At 70.1% G+C, this 18,130-nt stretch carries 14 protein-coding genes and 5 pseudogenes; 6 read left to right on the top strand and 13 right to left on the bottom strand.

From position 1 onward, the window contains the following. The first annotated feature begins 121 nt into the window (after positions 1-121). The gene (locus tag SCK26_RS00175) at positions 122-871 is read left to right on the top strand and encodes a transposase family protein (protein ID WP_318199159.1); all 750 of its coding nucleotides are present in this window, start codon (positions 122-124) and stop codon (positions 869-871) included. Between the two features lie 8 nt (positions 872-879). On the opposite strand, the pseudogene SCK26_RS00170 reads toward SCK26_RS00175, so the two are convergent. Further along, positions 880-1,343, bottom strand: a pseudogene (locus tag SCK26_RS00170) (IS5 family transposase); the annotation flags it as partial. 66 nt (positions 1,344-1,409) lie between these two features. Between SCK26_RS00170 and SCK26_RS00165 the strand changes: the two are divergent. Further along, positions 1,410-2,269 (top strand): IS5 family transposase gene (locus SCK26_RS00165; RefSeq protein WP_412080825.1). Its coding sequence is split into 2 segments (ribosomal slippage): positions 1,410-1,755 and positions 1,755-2,269, totalling 861 coding nucleotides; the frame shifts between segments, so codons are not numbered across the junction. 12 nt (positions 2,270-2,281) lie between these two features. On the opposite strand, the pseudogene SCK26_RS00160 reads toward SCK26_RS00165, so the two are convergent. Further along, positions 2,282-2,524 (bottom strand): annotated as a pseudogene (locus tag SCK26_RS00160) (Ku protein); the annotation flags it as partial. A 66-nt stretch (positions 2,525-2,590) separates the two neighbouring features. On the opposite strand from SCK26_RS00160, the pseudogene SCK26_RS00155 reads away from it, so the two are divergent. Next, positions 2,591-3,449: pseudogene (locus tag SCK26_RS00155) on the top strand (IS5 family transposase). Positions 3,450-3,542: 93 nt separating this feature from the next. On the opposite strand, the gene SCK26_RS00150 reads toward SCK26_RS00155, so the two are convergent. The 4 genes and pseudogenes from SCK26_RS00150 to SCK26_RS00135 form a co-directional block, all read right to left on the bottom strand. Beyond that, positions 3,543-4,076 carry an AAA family ATPase gene (locus SCK26_RS00150; protein ID WP_318199158.1) on the bottom strand — a complete coding sequence of 178 codons (534 nt, stop codon included), beginning with the start codon at positions 4,074-4,076 and terminating at the stop codon, positions 3,543-3,545. A 154-nt stretch (positions 4,077-4,230) separates the two neighbouring features. Further along, complete coding sequence (locus SCK26_RS00145; RefSeq protein ID WP_318199157.1) at positions 4,231-5,517, bottom strand: tyrosine-type recombinase/integrase; 1,287 nt, start codon at positions 5,515-5,517, stop codon at positions 4,231-4,233. Positions 5,518-5,803: 286 nt separating this feature from the next. Next, positions 5,804-6,331 (bottom strand): annotated as a pseudogene (locus SCK26_RS00140) (NAD(P)H-dependent glycerol-3-phosphate dehydrogenase); the annotation flags it as partial. Positions 6,332-6,334: 3 nt separating this feature from the next. Next, a complete protein-coding gene (locus tag SCK26_RS00135; protein ID WP_318199156.1) occupies positions 6,335-7,267 on the bottom strand; it encodes a BTAD domain-containing putative transcriptional regulator in 933 nt (310 codons plus the stop codon). A gap of 389 nt (positions 7,268-7,656) precedes the next feature. Here SCK26_RS00135 and SCK26_RS00130 point away from each other — a divergent pair, with 389 nt between their 5' ends. From SCK26_RS00130 to SCK26_RS00120, 3 genes are all read left to right on the top strand, one after another. Beyond that, positions 7,657-8,109 carry a hypothetical protein gene (locus tag SCK26_RS00130; protein ID WP_318199155.1) on the top strand — a complete coding sequence of 151 codons (453 nt, stop codon included), beginning with the start codon at positions 7,657-7,659 and terminating at the stop codon, positions 8,107-8,109. Between the two features lie 1,265 nt (positions 8,110-9,374). Continuing rightward, a complete protein-coding gene (locus SCK26_RS00125; RefSeq protein WP_318199154.1) occupies positions 9,375-9,806 on the top strand; it encodes a hypothetical protein in 432 nt (143 codons plus the stop codon). 775 nt (positions 9,807-10,581) lie between these two features. Continuing rightward, complete coding sequence (locus tag SCK26_RS00120) at positions 10,582-11,160, top strand: hypothetical protein (protein WP_318199153.1); 579 nt, start codon at positions 10,582-10,584, stop codon at positions 11,158-11,160. 324 nt (positions 11,161-11,484) lie between these two features. Here SCK26_RS00120 and SCK26_RS00115 read toward each other — a convergent pair whose 3' ends face one another. The 7 genes and pseudogenes from SCK26_RS00115 to SCK26_RS00085 form a co-directional block, all read right to left on the bottom strand. Further along, positions 11,485-11,706, bottom strand: a complete 222-nt coding sequence (locus tag SCK26_RS00115; RefSeq protein WP_318199152.1) for a hypothetical protein — start codon at positions 11,704-11,706, stop codon at positions 11,485-11,487. Positions 11,707-11,917: 211 nt separating this feature from the next. After that, the gene (locus SCK26_RS00110) at positions 11,918-12,700 is read right to left on the bottom strand and encodes an AfsR/SARP family transcriptional regulator (RefSeq protein WP_318199151.1); all 783 of its coding nucleotides are present in this window, start codon (positions 12,698-12,700) and stop codon (positions 11,918-11,920) included. A gap of 224 nt (positions 12,701-12,924) precedes the next feature. Further along, positions 12,925-13,815: a hypothetical protein gene (locus SCK26_RS00105; protein ID WP_318199150.1), complete on the bottom strand. Its 891-nt coding sequence runs from the start codon at positions 13,813-13,815 to the stop codon at positions 12,925-12,927. Then, entirely contained in the window at positions 13,812-14,852 is a 1,041-nt protein-coding gene (locus SCK26_RS00100; protein ID WP_318199149.1) for an NAD(P)H-dependent glycerol-3-phosphate dehydrogenase, read from the bottom strand. Before SCK26_RS00100 ends, SCK26_RS00105 begins: the two co-directional genes overlap by 4 nt. 82 nt (positions 14,853-14,934) lie before the next feature. Next, positions 14,935-15,261 (bottom strand): annotated as a pseudogene (locus tag SCK26_RS00095) (OmpA family protein); the annotation flags it as partial. A 361-nt stretch (positions 15,262-15,622) separates the two neighbouring features. Further along, positions 15,623-16,870 carry a helix-turn-helix domain-containing protein gene (locus tag SCK26_RS00090; RefSeq protein ID WP_318199148.1) on the bottom strand — a complete coding sequence of 416 codons (1,248 nt, stop codon included), beginning with the start codon at positions 16,868-16,870 and terminating at the stop codon, positions 15,623-15,625. Between the two features lie 82 nt (positions 16,871-16,952). Continuing rightward, positions 16,953-18,044, bottom strand: a complete 1,092-nt coding sequence (locus SCK26_RS00085; RefSeq protein ID WP_318199147.1) for a helix-turn-helix transcriptional regulator — start codon at positions 18,042-18,044, stop codon at positions 16,953-16,955. Positions 18,045-18,130 lie beyond the last annotated feature (86 nt).

The following is an 18,130-nucleotide window of genomic DNA, read 5'->3' as shown; positions in this document are numbered from 1 at the left end:
TTTCAGCGTGGCCACTGGTCGGGTGACGCCGGTCAGGTCGAGGTGAGGGCCGCAACGCACAAAGCCCCCGTGCCGTTGAGAGAGGTGTTCGACGTCTCAACCCACCGGCACAGGAGCCCTGTTGGTTCCCCATCCTGCCGCACTCGACCTGCCCCACGCCCTGGTCCTGTGGGTCACCATGCTCATCGTCACCCGCGAGGGTGACCGACGGTGCAAACTCCCGCCGCACCAGCGTGCGCTCGTCGCTCTGGTGTACCTGCGCCGCCACGACACCCTCGCCCGGATCGCGGCCGGGTTCGGGATATCCGTCGGCACCGTCCACGCGTACGTCATCAGCGTGACCGACCTGCTCGCCGAGCGAGCCCCTGGCCTACTCAAGACGCTGCGCGAGCACGATCCGGACTTCGTCCTCCTGGACGGCCCTCTCGCCGAGTGCGACCGCGTCGGTGACAGCCGGGCTGACTACTCGGCCAAGCACCGCCGGCACGGCGTGAACGTCCAGGTCCTCACTGATCCGGCCGGCGAGCTGCTGTGGATCTCGCCCGCCCTGTCGGGTCGCACCCACGATCTGACGGCAGCCCGCACCCATCGCATCATCCGGATCTGCGAACGCCAGGGTGTCCCTGTCCTCGCCGACCGTGCCTACACCGGCGCCGGCCCCTGGGTCACCACTGGACTCAAACGGCCACCGGGCGGCGAGCTCACCCTCACCCAGCGCACCGTCAACCGGGCCCTGGCCGCAGCCCGGGCACCGGTCGAACACGGCATGGCACGGCTGAAGTCCTGGCAGATCTTCCGCAGATCCCGCATCAGCCCGAACCGCATGACCGTCATCGCCAAAGCCATCCTCACCCTGGAGAGGCAACGCTGAAAACGCTCAGTGTTGGCCGCAGAGATCCCGACGCGTAGCGGCAGTCCGTGCGCGTCGGACAGGACGTGCATCTTGGAACCGGGCTTACCCCGGTCCACGGGGCTCGGACCTGCAAGTTCGCCCCTTTTTTGGCCCTCACATGCGCGGAGTCGAGGACCGCGCGGGACAGGTCGACCAAGTTCTGCTCGTCCAGGAGCTGCAGCACCTGCTGATGCAGGCGTCCCCAGACTCCCGCACGAGACCAGATGGCGAAGCGGCGATGCACGGTCGACTTCGACGCTCCGAAGCACGGCGGCAGTGCCCGCCAGGCGCAGCCGCTGACCAGCACGTAAATGATCGCGGCGAAGACCGCCTCATCATCGATGTTCGCGACCCCGCCCCCTTGCGGCCGGGCCCGCGCCGGCGGCAGCAACGGCTTCGCAATCTCCCACAAACCGTCCGGAACGATCCATCCCCACCGTCCACTCCCCATGTCCAGCACAACTGCCAACTAGGGTCCGTCTTCAAAGATCATCGGGTGGTGGATCATGGTGGGGTGATTCGCCGCCATGAACTTACTGATCAGGAGTGGGAGTTGCTCGCTCCGCTGATACCGCGGGCCGCGACAGGCCGGCCCCGGGTGGCAGACCGGCAGGTCATCAACGGGATGGTCTACAAGATCCGTACCGGGATCTCCTGGCGTGACCTGCCCGAACGCTACGGGCCATGGAAGAGCGTCTACACCCGCTTCCGCCGCTACGCCCTGGACGGCGTGTTCACCCGGGCCCTGCAGCAGATCCAGGCCCATGCCGACGCGGCCGGCGACATCGACTGGCTGGTCCAGATCGACTCCACCATCGTCCGCGCTCACCAGCACGCCGCCGCCACCGGCCGAAAAGGGGGCGGCACCGGCCGGACGAACCGGACGATCACGCCCTCGGCCGATCCCGAGGCGGACTAACGACCAAGATCCACCTTGCCTGCGACGGCAAGGGCCGCCCGCTGGCGATCCTGGTGACACCCGGCCAACGCCACGACAGTGTCTGTGCACGTCCTCTGCTGGAACGGATCCGGGTTCCGCGCACCGGCACTGGCCGACCGCGCTGCAGGCCCGACCGGGTCATCGCAGACAAGGCTTACAGCTCCCGAGGCTTCCGTGCCTACCTGCGACAACGCGGCATTGCACACACCATCCCCGAGAAGACTGACCAGCGGCGGCACCGGCTGAAGCGCGGTGGCCACGGCGGCCGACCGCCAGGGTTTGACCGGGAGACCTACCGACGGCGCAACACGATCGAGCGCTGCTTCAATCGACTCAAGGGCTTCCGCGGCATCGCTACCAGATACGAAAAGACCGCCACCTCATACGAGGCAGCGGTCAGTCTCGCGTCGTTCCTGCTCTGGGCAAGATCCGTTTGAAGACGGACCCTAGCCCTCGCCGATCCGGATCGGGTTGACCGATCCCAGCGGCACGAACGCGTCGATCTCGATCGCCTTCGCGGTCGGCAGCGGCAGGTTGCTCAGATCCTCGTCCGTGATCGGGACGACCTGGTCCTTGGACACCTCGTAGCCCTTGCCGATCTCGTCCTGAGAGACCTCGCGGTCCTCCAGCTCGCACACCTTGCGATAGCGGACCCTGCCCTGGTCGCGCAGATGGAACTGGTGGAAATGGATGCTGTGGTCCTCGGTGAACTAGGGTCCGTCTTCAAAGATCATCTGGTGGTGGATCATGGTGGGGTGATTCGCCGCCATGAACTTACTGATCAGGAGTGGGAGTTGGTCGCTCCGCTGATACCGCGGGCCGCGACAGGCCGGCCCCGGGTGGCAGACCGGCAGGTCATCAACGGGATGGTCTACAAGATCCGTACCGGGATCTCCTGGCGTGACCTGCCCGAACGCTACGGGCCGTGGCAGACGGTCTACACCCGCTTCCGCCGCTACGCCCTGGACGGCGTGTTCACCCGGGCCCTGCAGCAGATACAGGCCCGGGCCGACGCCACCGGTGACATCGACTGGCTGGTCCAGATCGACTCCACCATCGTCCGCGCTCACCAGCACGCTGCCGCCACCGGCCGAAAAGGGGGAGGTACCGGCCGGACGAACCGGACGATCACGCCCTCGGCCGATCCCGAGGAGGACTGACAACCAAGGTCCACCTCGCCTGCGACGGAAGGGGCCGCCCTCTCGCGCTCCTGATCACACCAGGCCAGCGCCACGACAGCTCTGCGCACAAGCCCTGCTGGACAGGATCCGTGTTCCTCGCACCGGCCCGGGCCGGCCACGCCGCCGACCTGACCATGTGATCGCGGACAAGGCATACAGCTCGCGCGGCTTCCGCAGCTACCTCCGGCAACGCGGCATCCCGCACACGATTCCCGAAAAGGCCGACCAACTGCGGCACCGGCACAATCGCGGGAGCGGCGGTGGTCGGCCGCCGGGCTTCAACCGGGAGATCTACCGCCGACGGAACGTCGTCGAACGCTGCTTCAACAAGCTCAAGGGCTTCCGCGGCATCGCCACCCGGTACGACAAGACCGCTACTTCCTACGAGGCAGCGGTCACACTCGCGTCACTCCTGCTCTGGGCAAGATCCCTTTGAAGACGGACCCTAGCTAGTGCGGCATCAGGCAACGTTCGCCTCGTGGCGGTTGCACTCGCTGTGCCTTGCAGCAGGTGTGTGGTTGCGGCCTTCTCAGGGGGCGGCCTGTGGGGGCTGTGCCGCTATGACCACGTACTCCTGGGCCTTCGCCACGTTCGAGGGCAGGTCCGCGATCGAATCGAGCACCAGCCGCTGATCGGTCCAGGGCTCGTACTCAGCCCGTCGCTTCTGCACTGCTTGCCAGGTCGGCTCCTCGAAGCCCACGATGCCGCGGGATCGACGCTCCAATCGCTGCCGATGCACCCGCGAGTCTGAGCACACCACCTCGATGAACGCCACGGGCACCCGGTGGCGGGCGGCCAGCGTCCGCCACTGCCGGCGAGCCGCCTCCACCGCGTTGACCGCGTCGATGATCGCGCTTTGGCCCAGCGCCAGCACACCGTCGGCCACTGCCTCGGCAACGAGGTAGGCCGCCAGCCCAGTTGGCTGACCTCGGTCCACCCCAGCACGCCACATCGCCGCCTCGACAGGGTCGACCGGCACCACCGCAGCAGGCAGCGCCCGTCCCAGTCCCTCGGCAACCGAGCTCTTTCCCGCTGCGGGCAGACCGGCCATCACGATCAGCATGACGGCACTGTCGCATACCCGGCTGTTGTGGCCGGCCACACCTCGGCCACGGCCCGCGGCACGAACCGCTCCCTGACCGCCTTCAGCGCCGCACCCGACAACCGCTTGGTTCTCGCACTCCGCACCGCAACAGCTGCCGCCGTAGACGGGGCGCTCACCCGGTACTCCCGAAGAGCGTACGCAGGCTCTCGGGACGGTAGCCCGGCGCGGGAACCGCCGGGCGCTGGGCGGCCCTGCTCTGCCGGGCATGATGCGCCCGAAGCGTCGCGATCACCTCGTCGGCCCCCGCCTCCAGATAGATCTGCGTCGTGGACAGATGCGCGTGATCGAGCACCCACTGCACATCCGTCAACGACACCTGCGGGTCCCGCGCCATCCGGTACGCCGCCGTATGACGCAGATCGTGCAGCGTCCAGTTGGCCCCGAGCAGGTCATTGGCCCGCACGAACATGGCCCGGGCCGCGTGATAGACCAGTGGCCGCCACGGACGGCGCAACGTCCACCACAGCACCTCATCAGCCCCCTGCGGAACCCCCGACCGCTCGCTCTCCTCCTGATACAGCCGCAGCCACACGAACGCATCCGTCGAACTCGGCACCTCCTGATACGCCCGACTGCCCTTGCGTACCACGCCGAGCACCTGCTCCCCGGGCAGCGCATCCCGCCCGCAACTGGTCAACAACTCCTCCGCACGCGCCCCGTTGGACACCCAGAAAGCGACCAGTGCCCGGTCCCGGTGATACCGCAGCGCGGCGAACAACGCGTTGAACATCTCGTCCGGGATCCGCCGCGGCGCCCGGGCCGGCACACTGGGCCGGTAACGCCCCTGCCGCTCCGCGTGAAACGGCTGCCCGGGCCGGCGAGCGGCGTTCGCCCGGCCCGATCTGCGCGCACGGTCCAGCGGGAACGGGTTGAGAACCGGTCCCGTGCCCTCCTCGCGGTGGAAGTCGTAGAACGTACGCAGAACCGTCTCGCAGTGCACCCGTGTACGCACCGAGTACTTCGGACCCGGCGCCGCCTTCCCCGTCACCGGATTCGGCGCCCCCGGCGGCAGCGGCCTCTTGCGCTGCGGGGCCGGCGCTGTCTCTGCGGTCAGCCCCGCCCGTCGATGTCGCCAGTGCACCCGCAACGGCTTGTCCGCGATCTGCATCCACCGCACGAAGTCCCGGGCATCCACCCGCTCCGCACGGTCCCACTCGACCTTCCAGGCCGTAAGGAATCGCCACCATCGCAGCAAATCCATCCCGTACGACCGGATCGTCGAGGCAGGCTTCGCCTGGGCCTGCTGTTCAGCGAAGAACGCCTCCACAGGCTCGACCACCAGGCCGTGGCCGTCCAGCAGCCGATACGGCATCCACGGGTCCGCGGTTTCCACCAGCCGCCCTACCTCCGGCAGCACGAAGCCCGCGAGGTCTCTTTCCGAACCACCTTGTCCGAGCACGACCGGGAAGCTAGCAGCAAGAGCCTCTGACCTGCTGGTCTACAGCTTTTAGTTCAGTCAACTGGTCAGGCCGAACGAGATCGCGCCGGACCAGATAGTGCGGGGCATGACCACCCTTTCCTCATCATCCCGAGCACCACCAGGCTAGAAACGCGACGCTCACCCCGCACGCCCACGCCACGCACCGGAGGCACCGCCGGCCGCCCGGCAGCGGCGCACACACCCACCGGACCCGTGCGACGTCGGCGCCCCTGGTCCGGCCCGCGGAGCATGGCCTGCGCGTGTGACCGAGCCCCATGCCGGAGGCAATGCCGACGGCGAGGGCGCTGACGTTCTTCACCGCGCCGCCGAGCTCGCATCCGGTCACGTCGGTGGAGCTGTAGGGCCGGAAGTGCGGGGTGTGGCATGCACGCTGGACGCGGTGGGCGGTGGCCTCGTCGGGGCAGGCGATGGTGGCGGCGGCGGGCTGGCCGCTCGTGATCTCGCGGGCCAGGTTCGGGCCCGACAGCACGGCGACCCGGTCGGCGCCGATACCGGTCACCTCGGTGATGGCCTGGCTCGCCCGCGGCCCCGAACCGATCTCGATGCCCTTCATCAGCGACACGATCACGGTGTGCGGGCGGATGTGCGGGGCCCAGGCCGCCAGGCTGGCGTGCAGGCACTGCGTGGGGAGGGACAGCACGAGGACGTCCGCGCCGTCCAGCGCGGCGGCTGGATCGGTCGTCGCAGACACCGTGTGCGGCAGCTCGACGTCCGGGAAGTATCCAGGGTTGCGGTGGGTCCGGTTGATCGCATCGGCGATCTCACCGCGGCGCACTCAGCCGCGGTGCAACTCCCACACGACGTGTGGTGGGACCGGTCCCGTAGCGTGCACACGAGGCACGGCCGGGACCCCGGATCCCGAGAGAAGGGGGCGGGAGTGCACGAGGGCGTCCAGCACGGAGTCGAAGAGGTGGCTCAGACTGTCCCAGCGCCGCACCCCTTCCAAGCCGATGGACGGGTCAACCTCCAACACGGCTCCGTGGCCGGGACCGTCACGATGGTCGACGACGAGCAGGCCCCCCGTGTGGTTCGCCGCCACGGGCACCCAGCAGACGTCGGCCATCGTCCCGACGACATACTCCTCGTCGCCCTCCGACATGGCGCGGGCGACCTCCTCCTCCATGTCTCGCAGCCCCTGACGCATACGGGCAGTGTCGAGCAAGGCGTAGTCGATGGGCACGAACGCTCCGGCCGGTGAGGGCCGTTCATAGGCCGACCCATCGTGCAGGGCAAGCCAGGCCTGTACGTCAGGGTGGAGCGGGAACTTCCCCTCCGTCACCGTGTCGATGGCCTCGCGGCCTGCGGGTGGAGCCAGTTGCCGGTAATCACCTGGACCGTACTCTTCGAGCCACCGGGTGAGCAGCGTGACAGTGCGGACCAGTTCCATGCGTGTCCCTTCGCCGCTGGCCATCGTCACCGCCATCGCCGGGAACCGCAACCGGTACCGGAGCGGCTCATACACCGGGTCTGACCCTATGCCGGTAGCCGAACCTGCGGCCGTCCGGTGTGCGCCCCGGTCTCCTGCCGCGCGCAGCTCCGTCGAAGGATCGGCACCCAACTCCTTGGCGAGCCCGCCCCATACGTCCTCGAACACGGCCAGCGCGTCCGACTGCCGGCCCGCCGTCGAGAGCACCCGCATGCGCAGCGCGGCCAGCCGTTCTCGCAGCGGGTGCCCGAGAGCCGGGACCGTCGGGCCCCGTTGGAGCACCGTTCTCTACTACCCGTCGTCGGCCACTGGGTGGCCGGGGCGGTGTCCGCCGCGGCGGCCGCACCGGCCGTGCAGGTACCCGGGGAGGGGGGCGGTCGGTGCGGTCCGGGGATTCCCCGACCGTGCACCAGGGCGGGTCACCGCGACGCCGATCTGGCTGACCCCGGACAACCAGCCACTTCCGGCTCGTCCCGGACTCGCGCGGTACGGGACCGACAGCGGGTATCCAGCTGAGGTGTGCGGTTGTAGTGGCAGACGACGATGGGCTTCGAGCATGGCTCCAGGCACCGGACTCTGCGCAGAGCACGTGCGTTGTCGGCCTGATAATCTCGGCGCGCCGGCCGGCATGAACGCCGGTCCCCGCCCGGCCGCTCCTTCGAAGGGTTGACGTGATCAAACAGGTGCACCCGGCCGTGGCGGTCGCGGCGGCAGTCGTCGCCCTCAGCGGATGCGGCGCCGCGGAATCGGGGAAGGCGAAGCCGTCCGCGTCACCGGTGTCCACGCCGACCGGCGGCGCTGTAAGCGGCACGCCCTCGGCTCAGGGCGCCGATGACAAAGCCGATGCCCCCCTCACCGGCACCTGGGCGTCCTTTTCGGCCGGCCCCCCGGTCGTCCTGCGCATCGAAGGCTTCCGCGTGGAGTTGCTGGGCGAAAGCCACTGTCGAGGAACTCTGGGCAAGGAGGACGGCAGGCACGTGATCAGACTGAAGTGTGATGACGGGAATACCGACCGAGCTTTGGGCAAGATCTACAGGTCCAGGACATCCGTCATGACGGTGGACTGGCAAGGCTTCGGGGCCGACAGCATGCAGCGGACCGACACCGAATCATTCATGGACTGAAACAGCCCCGGCACGCGGAAGGCGAGTTGCTCCGGCGCTCAAGACGCCACGGGCCAGCACACTGCGGGTGAAGGCGGTGGACGCGCTCGTCGTTGTCGATGAACTGCTGGACGGAAAGTGCGGAGGCGGTGGCGGCCCCGCGCAGCGCCTCCGCCACCGGGTTGCGGCCACCGATCACCGCCGAGGCGAGGAACGACGACCTGGGCGTCCCGCAGGCCTTCGCCTCCGTCGGTATCGGTCCGCCCTCCCCGCCGCCCGGCCACTGCCTGGCCTTGATCGGTTCGTCGTCGCCGTCCGCCTGCGGTCGGGCTCTTGCCGCCGGCCACCCGCCTCCCGCCACGCCGCTCGGACCCCGCCCTACCCGGCGGTGCGGTCCGACCTCACCCGGCTGGCGTTCGCCCGCTGTTCGCCGTCCGTCTCCCGCCGTCGCGCGCCGGGCACTGGCCACGCCGCCCGTTCGCCGGTCCGCTGCCGCGCGTCAGCACCGTCCGCTGCCATGTCGTTGTCCGGCCGCTACCGGGGGCGTGCCGCCCGATTCCCGCCTGGTCCGCCGTCCTGCCGTCCGCCTGGGTTTGTGCCGTCCGGCGCCCGGCCGCTGCCTCCGGTTCCCTGCCTGGCACCGAATTTCGGCCGCGCCGCCTGGCGCCCGCCGGGCCACCACCCGCCGCCCGGCCGCCGTCTGCCCGCGCACCGGGCCACCGCGTCCCTGCCGGGCCCCGGCTGCCTGTGGGCGTGGCCCGTACGCCTGCCCGAGCTCGCGCCGATCCCGCCTCCGGCGTCCCGGCCGGCCCTGTACCGGCCCCGCGCGGCTCGCTGGCCCCGCGTGCGACACCATCGCCCCGCTCGGCCGCCGCCCGGCTGTCAGGACCGCACGGAGTCGGCCACCGCGCCGGCCCGTGCGGTGGCGTGGCGTGCGCCCGGTCTCCGCCGTTCCGCTGGCCGCGCGCGTCCGCATGCAGTCCGAGGCTGCGATCCCGCTCGGCGCTCGGGCCGTCCGGGCCGGCCCTCGGCCGTCCACCGGCTGGATCCGACCCGCCGCCTCGTCTCGCTGGCCCTCGGCCGCTGCCCCATCCGGCTCGCTCGCCGCCCCAGTTCTGGCCCCCGCTGTCGCTCGGCCTCCGCCATCCCCTACAACGGCACCGCCGCGCGGGAACACGCTGTGGTCGACCGGGGCCGGCCGGTCTCCGGCAGTGGCTCGCCCGGCGTTCGCCGTGGGCTACGGTGATCGCCGAATTCAGCGGTGGTGTTCGAGTGGGGAGGGCGGCATGGCGGTGATCGAGGTTCCGGGTCCCGAGCCGGAGTGGGAGACAGCTCCGTCGTACCAGCGTGGGAAGCGCAATCCTGCCTTCCAGGAGAGCATGTGGGAGTTCGCTGCCAGCTCCTTCCAACTGGTGGCCGGGTTGCAGCCGCCGCTGGAAGCACTTGCGGCACGGTTGCGTCTGACGCTCGAACGAGGTTGGGAAGACCTCGGGCCCGTAGACGTCGCCATGTTCCGAATCGAGCGGGTCGACTTTGCCCTGAGCAGGCTTGAAGGGGCAGCCGTCCCCAATACGTTTGTCTGGGTGAGCCGCTCGGCGGAGGACGTGGAATGGGCGCTGGACATCCTTCTCAAGGCCCTCGGCCTCGACCGCCGGGCGCTGGCGTTCCGTGGCACCGTGGAGATGGGCTTCGAGGTGCTCGACGGCTCCACTGGGTGAGCGATCCCGGCGAGGCGGTCGTCACGCCGCTTCGGTCAGCCGCCGTCCTCCACAGCGGATGCCCTTCTCCCCGAAGATCAAGTCGAGTTCGACTGGGAACCGGCTCAGCAAGACGGGTACAGCGCCCGCGCCACTTGGGCACGGAAAATCTAAGCTGTGACGGAACGCGAGAGCGCCCGGGGAGCCGGTCTGGCTCCCCGGGCGGCGGCGGAGGGGCGAACGGTGCCCTTGACGGCACGGGCGGATCACCGGCAGCGGCGCGCACGGGCGGTCTGGCCAGGATCCAAGACTCTGCCGGAAACGAGTTGGCCACCGCCTACGGAGGTGGTGGCGGCGGAGGCGGCGAGAGCCCCGGCCGTCCCGGCACCGACGGTGCCGCGGGTGCCGGCGAGGCCGGGTACAGCGGCGGCGGTAACGCGGTGATGGAGGATCCTCGACCAAAGGCACCGCTGGCGCTCGAGGCGGACATGGCCTCGGCACCGAGTCGTACGGAACTGTCTGCAACGGCACAGGCGATGGCCGAGCCCTAGACAATCGCGGCAGTGACGGTGACGGACGCAACGGCGCCAACCGAAGGGTCCGGCAACACAGCGGGCGGGACCAGGTCGGTGGCAGCCAGGCGGCCGAGCGAGGCCCAGGACCCGGGCCGCGCAGGCGCGGCCTGCGGCGAAATGATCGTCCCAACTGCCGCACCACCTTGTGCTAGACCAAAGGATGCTCCTTCCCGGCCGCCTCGGGAAGGAGCGCCCCTTAGGTGTGAAACGGGAGCTTGTTCATGCTGGTCCACGAAGCGGAGTTCACCGTCGACCTCGGCGAGAGCGGATACCTCATCGGCTTCGCCGAACACGACGACTACCCCGACGAGATGCCCTACGGCTGGCGCTGCGGACCTGCCGGCGCCTCCAGCGCCATCGTCCTGACGACCACCGACACCGGACCCCTGCAGCTCACCCTCCAGATCCATGACAGCCAGCCCGCCCCCGAGACGGACAGCGGCTGGGAACCGGCGGAAGAGATCAGCCTGCTGGCCGAGACCGACCGTGTGCACCTTGCCACGGTCGATCCCGGCGACGTCATCGACGCATGGCCGCATGAGGAACCGCCCCTGCATCTGCCCCCTGCTCCCGGCCCGGACCGCTGGATACGGATGCGTCTGTCCTGCCACGCTGACGACCCCGAAGCCGCCATCGGCGACCACGGTGAACGGCACCTGATCCAGCTCTGGCCCGCACCGGCCACACCACCCGTCCACCCCACGGCCAGCGAGGAAGACCTCCAGGCGCGCGCCGAGTACGCCGCGAACCGGTCCGCCCTCCTCGCGGACTACACCACCGACCTGCCGGTGCCCGACTGACCGCACCACCACGACGCTGAACCGGTGCCCTCGGGCCTCCGGCTCGGGACAAGACGTTGGACAACGGATTCCAGTGCACAAGCCGCTCCCCTAGAAGGGCGGTTCGCTTCCACCAAGGCTCGCGCTACCAGGCCTCCGCGCACGCGGTGCCGTTCCTGGCCCGGACCGCGGTGGCCGGACCACCGGCCGCCCGCGAGGACACAATGTGGCTGCTGACCCGCCTGGCCTTCTCTTCTCGCACGACTCCGGGGCGGCGGCGGAGTTGGCCGTGGCGGTCATCTCGGGGTCTCTCAGGGACGATTACGTGGCGGGATGGGGCGCGGGTCAGCCGAACGCCTGGGCGTGGGTCTCGGCCTCCAGCAGCGCGCGGGCGCTGTCAACGTCGTCGGTGACGTCGAAGCCGGCCCCCCTGCCCGGCCCGTCGCACGCGCCGTCCCGCCCGCGCGCCCCGTCGAGCCGGGCGTGCGCGTCCAGAGAGGTACTGCTGCTCGCCGCTCGTACGTCCGCATCCCTGCCCGCGTCGGCCCAGATCGTCCGCTGCGCCACGCGACCCCGCCCGCCTGCTTCGGGCCTGCGCCCGTCGGCCGGAGCCTCGGCTGCTCGGCACGGTGATGCCAAGGTGCCGCCCGCCCTCGTGAGCACACCGGGGCCTCTTTCCGCCCCGGACGGTCCGGCTGACGTCGGCGCTGCCGCCGAGCCGCCCCCCGTTCTGCGGCCCACCCGACCGGGGCCCCCTGCCCATGTCGTCCGCCCGCCGTCACCCGGTCGGACCGGCCACCAGATCCCCCCGCCCGGAGAGCGCCGGTGCGAAAACGCCCGCCAGGATAGCCCGGTGGGCGCTGTGCAGCGTCGGCCCGGGGTCGACCCCGAGCTGTTCCCGCAGCAGGGCGCAGCCCGCGTGGAACGTCTCGAAGGCCTCGGCCTGCCGGTCGCTGCGGTGCAGGGCGATCATCAGCTTCGCCCGGAACGTCTCCCGCAACGGGTGGGCTCCCACCAGTTGCGTGAGCTCGATGATCAGTTGCCGGTGCCGGCCCAGGTGGAGATCGGCATCGATCCGGCTCTCCAACGCCTCCATCCGGGCCATCTCGATCCGGGACCGCTCGTTGTCGACCAGCGCGTCCGTCACCCCGGTCAGGGTGGGGCCGCTCCACAGGTCGAGCGCCGCCCGCAACCGGTCCGCCGCGTCGCCGGTCCGTCCCGAACGCCGCAGCGCCTGGCCCTCTTCGGCCAGACGGTGGAACTCGTCCAGGTCGAAGCGAGCATCCCCCCTCTCGATGCGGTATCCGCGGCCGCGCCGCGTGATCGTCGCGCCGGCGCGGAAAAGCCCTCGCAGCCGGGAGGCGTAGGTGTAGATCTGTGCCTGATACGTAGCGGGCGGCCGCTGTTCCCACAGCACCCCGCCGAGGTCGGAGTCGGAGACGACCGCGCCGTCGGCGAGTAGCAGGGCTGCCAGTGTGGTCCGTTGCTTGCAGCCGCCCAGTGGAACCTCCGCACCGTCGGACCACAGTCCAACGGGCCCGAGAACGCGGAACTCCAGCATGACCGTCAGTCAGCTCCCATCGTGTCTTCCTGTGCGTACATAACAACCCCGCCAGGACCGGCGGGCTTGGCGGGGCAGGACGCCCTTGGCGACCACATCTCCCCAAGGGCCGCCGAACGAAGTGTCTGCACGAGTAACTCGCCCTTCGGGCGGCTGAGAGCGCAGGCGGGTCCGACGCCCTGTACGCCAGGCGGCAGGCCGGGAAGTACGTTCTCTTTGGCCGGTCAGCAGCGAATCTGCCGCAGCATGTCGGCCAGTTGCAGTGCGGTCGGCCGTCTCGCCGGGACGGTGGTGAGCACGGTGCGCAGGGCGTCTTCCAGGTCAGGCCAGCAGGTGATGCGGCCGAGTGGAGCCGGGGTGTGCAGCAGGAGGGCTGTCAGTTCGGCTGTGGTGTGCTCGGCCGGGTCGACGCCTATTGCTGCGTAGTCGCGCGGCCACTGGCCGGTCGCTGCCCACCAGAGGGAGGCGGCCAGTGTCCAGACCTCGTCCGGCTGGGACGTGGTCACCGGGCGCTGCCCCGACGCGGCTTGGGCCAGCAGTTCCGGGGCGCTGAGGTGTACCAGTCCACCGGTGAAGTGGGTGGAGGGCGGCAGGCTATTCCACGACCAGGCCCAGGCCCAGTCCACGAACCGGGCGCCCTCCCGGGTCACGATGATGTGCCGGGGCTCCAGGCTGCCGTGTATCCACCGGGCCTGGTGAAGGCTGCCTAGTGCCGTGGCGGCTTCGACTGCAGCGTCCAGTGCTTTGCCGCGGTCGCCGGCGTGGTCCCGCACGGGCTGGAAGGCATCCCAGAGGGACGATCCGTCCAGCCACGGCGTGGCGAGCCAGGCGTAGCACTCACCCCGGCCGAACCGGGCACGCTGGGCGTGCGCGGCGGCCGAAGCCGTCCCGGCGATACGGCGGACGGCGGCGGTCTCCCGCGCGACGACCGCCGCACCCTGCAGCCGGCCGATCTTGTATGCCCATGCGCCCTGAGGTCCGGACACCCGCCACACCTGGCAGCCCGGTCTGCTGGTGACGGGCTGCCAGAGCGTGGGGTTGCCGGCGAGCGCCTCCATCTCGTCCTGTCCTTCCAGCGGCCGCGGGTCGGCCGGGCCAGCCGGCGCTCGTGTCATCGCACGTCCTTCACGGCCGGGCCGGGCCCGCCGGCAGTCTCACACTTGACGGGACGGGACAGCAGTGCGGCAAGGGCCTCGCGTGGGTTGCGGCCGTCGTGGATGATGCCGGCCACCGTTTCGGCGATGGGCATCTGGACGGCGTACCGCTGGCCGAGGGCCTGGACTGCCGTGCAGGAGAAGACGCCTTCGGCGGTCTGAGTGATGTGCGCTTGCGCCTCCCGGAGCGGCAGGCCGCGCCCGAGCCAGTAGCCGAGGCTGTGATTGCGTGACGCGGTGGACGTGCAGGTCGCCACCAGGTCGCCCATGCCGGCCAGTCCGCTCAGGGTGCGCGGATCGGCACCCATGACGGCAGCGAGCTGCATCGCCTCGGTGAGCCCGCGGGTGATCAGGGCCGACTTCGTGTTGTCGCCGAGCCCCATGCCGTCCGCGATCCCGGCCGCCACAGCGATCACGTTCTTGACGACACCGCCGATCTCGACCCCGATGACATCGGTGCTCGTGTAGGGACGGAAGTACGGCGTCCGGCACACGCCTTGCAGTGTCGCCGCCGTGGGTTCGTCCGCGCAGGCGATGACGGTCGCGGCCGGCTGCCGCAGCGCGACCTCTCGTGCCAGGTTCGGCCCGGACACCACGGCGACCCGGTCCGAAGAGGCGCCGGTCACCTCGGCGATGACCTGACTCATCAGCATGCCCGTGGACTGCTCCATCCCCTTCATCAGGGACACCAGCACCGTGCCGGGCGCCAAGTGCCGCGCCCAGTCCGCCAGCAGCAGCCGGACGCTTTGCGAACTGACCGCGAGCACGGTGACATCGGCGCCGGCCAACGCCCTGGCCGGGTCGTGCTCTGCCCGTACGGCGGCCAGCAGACGCACACCCGGCATGTACTCAGGGTTGCCACGAGTGTCGTTGACGGCTTGGACGATGTCGGGGCGGCGGGCCCAGAGCGTCACGTCACAGCCGGCGTCGGCAAGCACCACGGAGAACGCGGTGCCCCACGACCCAGCTCCCATAACGGCGATGCGGGGTTGCGCCATCACCTGCTCCTCTTCTTCGCCGGGCAGACCTGTGTCTGCCCGGATGCGTTCATGGGGGGCAAAGCGTTTTCGCCCGGTTCGGTCACTGCCTGGTGCGGGGGAAGGACACCTCGACCCGGCGGTTCTTCTTCCGGCCGGCCTCGGTGGAGTTGTCGGCGATCGGGTACTGCTCGCCGTAGCCGCGGACGTCGAAGGTGATGGACGGCGTGTTCAGGTCCTGGTCCAGCACGGCCTGTACGGCGTCGGCGCGCCGCTTGGAGAGGGCGACGCCGTGGGTGGTGGTGCCGAGGCTGTCGGTGAAGCCGAAGACGCGGACCCGGGTGGCGTGCGCGACGGCCAGACCGGCCGCCACGGTCAGGGCGACCAGTCCCCTGCGGGCCTTCGCTGATGCCAACTTCCTCGTCCTATCCACTGTTGAGGTGTCGTTCCGGTACCCGCAGCGCAGGCCAACTCCGTCGGGGCAGGCGCCGGTCTGTGTCCGTGTCCGTCGCGCGAGGCCCTGCGTCAGGAAGCCGATCACCACCCGAGCGGGCGGTTCCACCATCCCCGCCCTCTTCGGGGAGCTGACGGATCCGGGCATGGGCGTCCCTCTCTCACCCCTGGGTCATCGACGTGTGCGTGCAATGGCCCGGCGCGCCGCGTGGTACCGAGGACAGACGGTAGAGCACGGGCCACCCGTTTTGGTCACAGCTGTGAACGTGCCGGGAATGCCCGACTTCGCGGCAGTCGGGGCATGGTGGAGACGGGAGGGCGGGTGTGCGGCTTCAGGGCTACCGGCCGAGACCCATGCGGTGCGCCAGGCCGACGAGGTCGCGCTGAACGTGAGGGGGGAGTCGCTTCCCCAGGAGGTAGCTGACGGAATCGGCGACCAAGGGGTCGGCCTGGACTCTCTGGGGGGCGATGAGCTCTGCGCGCAGGAATCGCGCGGCGGCGGCCGCTTCCCTGCCGCGGAAGTGGGTGAGGGCCCGGCCAAGGTCGGCGTGGTAAGCCGCCTGCCGGCCGGGCGCGTTGATGACCTCCGGGTAGACGTCGGCGCCTGCCTGGAGCGCGTCGCTGTGGCGTCCGAGATCGGTGTTGAGGCTCACCCGGTGGATTTTGACGTTCGTCGGCCCGAAGTTCAGGTGGAAGACCTTGGTCTCCGCCGCACGCTCGGCCAGACGCTCCGCCTCGGCCAGATGCGCGCGTACGTCGGCGCTACGGTCACCAGCCGGTCGGCGCTGGTCCTTCGTGATGGTCGTCGCGGAGATCAGGTGAAGTTCACCGAGCAGCGCCTCGGCACCCGGCAGGGACAGATGCTGCTCCAGCAGGTCGACCATGGCGCTCGCCTTGGTCAGTGCCTGTTCCGGGCTGCCGGCGGCCATGAGGATGTGTGCAGTGAAGAAACCGCTCAGAGCGGTGTAGAGCGGGTCCTCGAGTTCGGCGATCGCTTCGCCGGCCCGGGTGACCGCGATGAATGCCAGATCCGTGTAGCCCAGCGCTTTCAGCATGAGAGCGCAGGCCGGATGGTAGGCGCCGGCCAGCAGCCTGAGCACTCTCAGCCGCGTCCGGCCCTCGCTCGCCGCAGCCTTCGCATGCAGATCGGCCAGCAGCGCCGGCAGTCTGACCGCCAGGGCTTCGTACTCGGCCGCGTGGTACAGCCGGTTCGCCCGCCGTACCCGCGCCGCCAGGCGCGTCACGGGCTCGTCGGGCGGCCGCCGGTCCGGCGCACTGTCCACGCTCATCCCCATCAGCGTGAGCCGCAGGTCAGCGATCGCAGCATGGACCTCCGCGGCGTACGGATCCACGGGCAAGAAGGGCTGCCCCAGCAGTTCCGACGGCGCCACCCTCAGCGCCTCGGCGATCGCGTTGATATACGCGGCGTCCTTCAGAAGCCGTTTGCCGCTCTCCACCATCGACAGGTAGCTGTGCGAGACGCCCGCCAGCTCCGCCAGCACTCGTAACGACAGTCTCCGTTCACCGCGAAGCGTCCGGATCCTTTTCCCGATCAGCCTGGCCGTTTCCTGCTGCTGCTCGTCCATCACCGCTCCACCAACTCTTCGATCACCGTAGGCTAGGCCATCATCGCCGGTTGTCACCGGGCGTCCCCGCACTGAACACTGATCACTTCATGCCGAATCGCGCTGCCATTTCCTTCGGCCCATCGCCGTGAACACCCGGGCAAGAAGAGAGGACGTGCACCAGTTCGCGGGCCAGCGGGTTCAGCCGGGTGTGCAGCGGCGCCACGGACTCCGCCGTCACCAGGTCCGTGACGGCTTCGCCGACGCGGCCGAGCCGCGCCCGCGCGGACGCAGTGAGCAGGAACAGACCGGCACGCTCGCCGGGCGGAAGATACCCGGCCTCTCCGGCATGGGCGAGCACCTGCTCGAAGGCGCCCCGTTCCGCCTCGGCGAAGGCCCTGGCGGACGCGACCGCGGACACCTCCTTGGGGGCGTGGGCGATCGTCTGTGCGCGTTCGAGGAGCCGCGCGCTGTGCACCCACTGCCCGAGACAAGCATGCGCCAAGGCCAGCGGCAGTAGCACGTCAACAGGCAGCACGGCCTCCGGGCCCGGCGCTCTGCTCACAGCGAGGGCCGGACGGCCCATATCCAGCAGGAGCCAGACCTCCTCCGCCATCTCCAATGGCGTCGGGGCCCCGCCTGGTGGGCGGGCGCGATGGAGCACGCTGTAGGCCAAGTCACGGTACCCGAGGCGGCGCAGCAACCGAGCCGCGGCCACGGACGCCTCCGAGCGCAGGCTCGCGTCGGTGACCGGCGAAGCAGTCATCTCCAGCAGCCGTGGAAGACCATCCGCCGCCGAGTGCAGGTCCCCGCCCTCATCGGCCGACCGTACGGCCGCAACCAGCGCCGCCACCTCCTCCGCGTGAACGGGATCCTGCATCCCGGCACCCCCGGCGACCACGCGCGCCAGATGCCGGCGTACGTGCCACGCGGTCGCGTGCACGACAGCATGGCTCGCCCCGTAGGGCAGGTACGGCTGACCGGTCAGTTCGATGGGGTCCAGCCGCAGGCCGGCCGCGAGGGAGTTCACTACCCGCCGCCGGTCCACCCAGTCTCTGCCCGACTCCAGGTCCGTGATCGACTGTTCCGGAAGGCCACAACGTGCTGCCAGGCGAGAGGCGGTGAGGCCACGGCGTATTCGCCACTCGGCCAGGTGACGTCCGATCGGGGCGGGGCCGTTCGTCTCCTGCGTCACCAGGGTGCTCATCCTCAGGCGGCGAAATGCCGGTCAGGGGTCGTCAACACGAACAGAGTAGCCATCGAGAACCAGCCAAGGCGAGA

This window comes from Streptomyces sp. SCL15-4, from assembly GCF_033366695.1.
GTDB lineage: Bacteria > Actinomycetota > Actinomycetes > Streptomycetales > Streptomycetaceae > Streptomyces.
This window is presented reverse-complemented; position numbering and strand designations above follow the sequence as displayed.